The sequence below is a fragment of the Qipengyuania vulgaris genome, from assembly GCF_009827325.1.
GTDB lineage: Bacteria > Pseudomonadota > Alphaproteobacteria > Sphingomonadales > Sphingomonadaceae > Qipengyuania > Qipengyuania vulgaris.
This window is the reverse complement of sequence record NZ_WTYC01000008.1, coordinates 1-5,000: the sequence shown is the minus strand read 5'-3', so window position 1 is coordinate 5,000 and position 5,000 is coordinate 1. Positions and strand designations below refer to the sequence as shown.

The following is a 5,000-nucleotide window of genomic DNA, read 5'->3' as shown; positions in this document are numbered from 1 at the left end:
GCCAGCTTTATTGCTTGGTGACCTTAGCGTCTGTGACCCACCCGATCCCATCTCGAACTCGGCCGTGAAACCGGACAGCGCCGATGGTACTGGTGCTCAAGCACTGGAAGAGTAGGTCGTCGCCAGGCATTAAAGCCGGCGGGCATGTGGAATAGCCCATTCACAGTTTCAAAAGCCGCTGCCGGTGTGAACCGAGCGGCGGTTTTTTCGTCTCTGGATCACAGGTCCGGGCGAAACACACGGTGCCGCGGGGTGGAGCAGTCCGGTAGCTCGTCAGGCTCATAACCTGAAGGTCGTTGGTTCAAATCCAACCCCCGCAACCACCGGTGTAACACCTGCAGCCCCAGCGCCAGTCGCTCGGGCTGTTTTCGTTTTTGGGCGCCGCCGCTGATCGCCTCCTCTGTGAACTCCAGCATTCGATAACGATCGCCATGCAGTTCCAGGCGGCGAACCGTGCCACCGCGGCTGTCGGCTGCATGGACGACGACCTTCTCAATCAATGCGCGGATAGCCTCTCTCGATGGAGCAGCATCCTTGCTTCCGAAATGGTCTTCGAGTTTGGCAATCGCAGTGCGGTAAACCGCCTCGTAATTGGCCGGCAGACGTACCACGGTGCGCGTTGGCATGGTCGCGAGTTCGTCCTTCCAGAGCTTTTCCGCAGTCTCGAGTTCCTTAAGTCTGTTGTTAAGAGCCTTTGGAGCTTTATCGTCCTCTTCGATGCGCGGGACGATTTTGGCGACCTTACCCCGGAGTTCCCGCAATTCAGCATCGAACTCGGCTTGCCGGCTCTCAGTAGCACGATGTTGGGCAGACAGCCCGCTTTGTAGGTGCTGCGCAAACCGGCTGATGACTTGAGGCGTCCGCAAATGATCACGCAGTCCAGCAAGCGCGCGCGCCTCCAGAATCTTGCCCGCAATGGATCCATTGTCGCAGATCTTCCGGAGGCTACTTTTGCAACGCCAGCGGCCACTGGAACTCACATAAGGCTGCTTACATACACCGCAGTATACCAGTCCGTTATGTAGATGCTGCGGACGTTTGGCACCGGAGATGGGATTCCCAGTATGCTTGAAATTCTTGCTAATAGCGGAGCTGGACGTGTAGGATGCTGAGGACCTGGAAAATGCCAAACTAGCGCGCGGCATTAGAACCGGGGTCCGAGTGCCCCCGATAGACGCACAAAGGGAGGCCATTTTCGATCAGCATGTTGACGAACGCTCCTTGCGCTGAGGCCTGTCGACCCGGCAATCAGAAGCCCGGCCTTAACTTCATGTAAGCCATTCTCTCCTAAATTGGATGCATGTTGGAGCGGATTGACCATCGCGGGTCGGAGATTCACTTCGTCGACAAACCTCGATCCGGGCGTACCGTTTTCGCCCTTTGGGCAATGGTAGCGCTTTTCGCAGCGATCACATTAGCCGTGCTAATTTTCGGCGTGACTAGCGAAAATCCGGCGTTGGTCATGGGCTGCGCGATGTTGCCTGCCCTTCTAAGCTTCGTTTGCTTTCGAGCCGCATGGAGGCAAGACAGCGTGACCGCAATGATCGATTGCGAAAGGCGCATCCTGCGGATCGACCGGTATGTGCATGGCAGCGTCGCGAGTTCGCGCAAGGTACCGTTCGACCAGATCCGCTCAGTGTTTCACGAAGCCGGTTCGGTGGACGAGGCGGTCAATGGTCAAACTGCCGACCTGGTGCTTAAGCTCCGCGGGGAAAAATATCCGCTTAGGATTTTGTGCGATGTCGATCTCGCAGTACAGGCTGAGGCACTGTTGCTCAATGCGCTAGGCAAGGAGCAGCCGCTGGAGGTGGAAGGCCTGGCGAGCTTCGGGCGTCGCGTGAAATGGGAAGTAGGCGCGCAGCGGGGGTGAAGGGCGGCGCTGATAGCTTCATCCATAAGGGGACCAACGGCCGCTGGATCGGTGTGCTAGATGATGAAGAATTGGCGCTCTACGACGAGGCGATGAGCAAGCTTCCGACAGACTATGCTGACTGGCTTCAAAATGGCGCCTCTGCATTGCAAAACTGAACGTCCTCAATGGTCGGTAGCAGAATGTACGCATCTGGCCGAAACAGGCGCGAAGCTGCCAGTCAGTCAATGGTGAAACCCGGGAAAAAATTGGAACGGCTGAAATCAGGTGGGTTGCTGCCTGTCGCCTCTTGGTAGACCATTGCGACAAGTGGACCCAGTGTAGAATTAAGATTCAGGTCATTCACAAGTTTCCAATTTCGTGCGGCCTATTGTCGAAGTGGGAATCAAGCCATGAAATCCTCTGCCCTTGCAATTCTCTTCGCGCTGTCGACGACGCTGCTTCCGTTACAAGCACGCGCGCAAATGGCGCCAGAGGCCGCTGCAGCCCTGCAGCGCCCGATTGCAATCGAGCGAGAGAAAGGCATCACGAGCGTTCCGCTCATTCCGCATATGGGAAAGTTCTCGATCGATGCGGCCATGAATGGCGTCGAACGACGGTTCGTTTTTGATACCGGCTCTCCCACCATGATCTCGCGCGAACTGGCGGCTCAGCTCGATCTGAAAATCATCGGTTCGAACACGGGCCGCGACGCCAATGGCCGGGAGTTCACGACATATATCGCCATTGTAGACCGGTTGACGATCGGCGCCGTGACGTTTCGTTCCGTGCCGGTGCTGATAGGCGATTTCGGCATCGCTGATCCAGGCGGTTGTGTCATCGACGCAGGAGTGATTGGGTCGGAGATATTTCCGGGCAGCGTTTGGCATATCGACGGCGAGCGGCAAATGTTGCAGATCGCCGAACGCTTCGCGGATCTACCTGATCACATAAGGGAGCAGAACACGATCGTCGCCCCGCTGCACGACTACGGCTATCCGCACGCCCCAGTGTTCGATTACGCCATCGGTGAATTTGAGGACAAGGGCCTGTTCGACACCGGCAATTCCGATACCGTGGTCTTGTTCGACCGCGTCATTCAGGACAATCGTGTAGCAGGCGCGATCATCCCCGAGACCTTACGGGTGGGGCGCGGTTCCCACGGCGTTTCGGCCGCCGGGCTCGGAGCCGACACCAATCTGATGCGCTTTGAGATTGAGGGCATGCGGCTAGGCACGGCGGCATTGGGAAGGCACCGAGGAACGACGCGCAATGCCCCTCCATCCCTGATTGGCCTCGGCATCCTCGATACGCACGATGTATCGCTCGACTATTTGGGAGCACGTATTCTGCTTCATCCCCGCCAACGGAAACGCACCCCGCCACCGCATCCGGGCTACGGGCTGATGCAACTCGGCGGGGACGTTCGCGTCGTGCAGCTTTTCGACGGCTCGCCAGCACAGCGGGCGGGCCTAAAGCTAGGGGACAAGGTGGTGGCTATTGACGACCGGACTCTTTCTACCGGAGATTCCAGCTGTGAGACGGCGCGGTGGTTGGCGGAAGATCGCCCTATCAGGTCTGCTCAGCGGCTGACGGTAGTCCGAGACAATCGACCGACCGAGATCAGCCTAATCGAGCCGTGATACCCGTTTGTTACCGATCATAGAAGGCGAGGCCTGGCTTTGGATTAGCGTTCACGCTTCTTTGACGTCTGCAAGGGCGTCGGCAGCAGAAGGTCTGAATTTGGTGATCACCGCACTGGGCAGAAACTGCAAGTTCGGGGTGATGGGGTGGACGCCCCCCGGCGGCATCGATGTGCCATAGTGGAGGTGTTTGAACACCACTAGAGAGGAGGCGTCCATGTCGGAAGTTAGCATCATCGGGTTGGATATCGCAAAGCCTGTTTTCCAGGTTCACGGGGCCGATGCGTCGGGCCGTGCGGTGCTTCGCAAGAAGGTCAGCCGCGCGAAGCTCTTGCCGTTCTTTGCCTCGCAGCCCTCCTGCCAGGTGGTCCTGGAAGCTTGCGGGGGCGCGCATCACTGGGCGCGTGAGCTGACAAAGCTCGGTCATGAGGTCCGGTTGATCGCTCCAGCTTACGTAAAGCCGTTCGTGAAGCGCCAGAAGAACGATGCTGCGGATGCCGAGGCCATCTGCGAGGCGGCGCAGCGCCCGAGCATGCGGTTCGTGCCAGTAAAGACCGAAGCACAGCAAGCAGCCGCGCTGGTGTTCCGGGCCCGCGACCTGCTGGTCAAGCAACGCACGCAGATCAGCAACGCCGTTCGCGGTCACATGACCGAGCATGGCTGGATCGCGCCGCAAGGCCTGGCGCACATGAAGAAGCTGGCCGCACTGCTTGAGGATCCCGACGCGGTTCCCGAGAGCGCACGGCCGGTACTGGAGATAATGCTCGATCAGATGGCAGTGCTCAGCGAGCGCATTGCCGAACTTGACCGGGAGATCGCCCGGCGTGCCCGCGAAGACGAGACCGCGCGGCGGCTGATGACGATCCCGGGCATCGGACCGATCACGGCAACCGCGATCACCGCACTTGCACCTCCGCCCGGCACCTTTGCCAAGGGCCGCGACTTTGCCGCATGGGTCGGGCTTACACCGCGCCAGCACTCGACCGGCGGCAAGCAGAGGCTCGGCGCGATCTCGAAGATGGGCGAGCGAACGCTGCGGCGGCTGCTGATCATCGGCAGCAGCGCGGTCGTGCTCCAGGCAAGCAGGCGCGGCGCACCCGCGGGATCGTGGCTGGAACAGATGATGGCGCGCAAGCCGCGCATGCTGGTGACGGTGGCGCTCGCGAACAAGACCGCGCGCATCGTCTGGGCAGTGCTGACGAAGAACGAGGATTACAGGGCTCCGGTCTCGGTCGCGGCGTAAGCCGGGCCGGACCAGAGGTCGCCGGAAGGACGTAGGCGGACGAAGGAGAGTATGGCAAAACAGTCGGCGAGACGGGACCGGAAGAACCAGGGCTTTCCACCGTGCTTCATCAGTACGCTGAGGGTGATGTGGTTCCGGTCCGCGAACTCCCATACGGGCCCGCAGCACGAAAAGCTGCACCAGGAGGCCGGACAGATGGCAGCATCCGACTACGTGCCAAACCTCTCAAAATACCGCTTGCATCCTGCGGGGCGTCCACAGATGG

Annotated in this window: 6 protein-coding genes, 1 tRNA gene and 1 rRNA gene; all 8 read left to right on the top strand. The window is 59.6% G+C overall.

The features are described 5' to 3' along the window. The first annotated feature begins 13 nt into the window (after window positions 1–13). Window positions 14–128: ribosomal RNA gene (gene rrf / locus GRI69_RS13000) — 5S ribosomal RNA — on the top strand. Window positions 129–246: 118 nt separating this feature from the next. After that, window positions 247–323, top strand: a tRNA-Met gene (locus tag GRI69_RS12995). Between the two features lie 108 nt (window positions 324–431). Further along, window positions 432–827, top strand: coding sequence for a hypothetical protein (locus GRI69_RS12990; RefSeq protein WP_237453110.1), 396 nt, complete (start codon window positions 432–434; stop codon window positions 825–827). Between the two features lie 704 nt (window positions 828–1,531). Further along, on the top strand, window positions 1,532–1,870 hold the full coding sequence (locus GRI69_RS12985; protein ID WP_160728712.1) for a hypothetical protein: 339 nt from the start codon (window positions 1,532–1,534) through the stop codon (window positions 1,868–1,870). Further along, on the top strand, window positions 1,867–2,028 hold the full coding sequence (locus tag GRI69_RS12980) for a hypothetical protein (RefSeq protein WP_160728711.1): 162 nt from the start codon (window positions 1,867–1,869) through the stop codon (window positions 2,026–2,028). Before GRI69_RS12985 ends, GRI69_RS12980 begins: the two co-directional genes overlap by 4 nt. A 234-nt stretch (window positions 2,029–2,262) precedes the next feature. After that, the gene (locus tag GRI69_RS12975; RefSeq protein ID WP_160728710.1) at window positions 2,263–3,492 is read left to right on the top strand and encodes a retropepsin-like aspartic protease; all 1,230 of its coding nucleotides are present in this window, start codon (window positions 2,263–2,265) and stop codon (window positions 3,490–3,492) included. Between the two features lie 217 nt (window positions 3,493–3,709). After that, complete coding sequence (locus GRI69_RS12965; RefSeq protein ID WP_160728708.1) at window positions 3,710–4,735, top strand: IS110 family RNA-guided transposase; 1,026 nt, start codon at window positions 3,710–3,712, stop codon at window positions 4,733–4,735. A gap of 51 nt (window positions 4,736–4,786) precedes the next feature. Continuing rightward, on the top strand, window positions 4,787–5,000 hold a 214-nt coding region (locus GRI69_RS16145; protein WP_237453006.1), incomplete at its 3' end, for a hypothetical protein.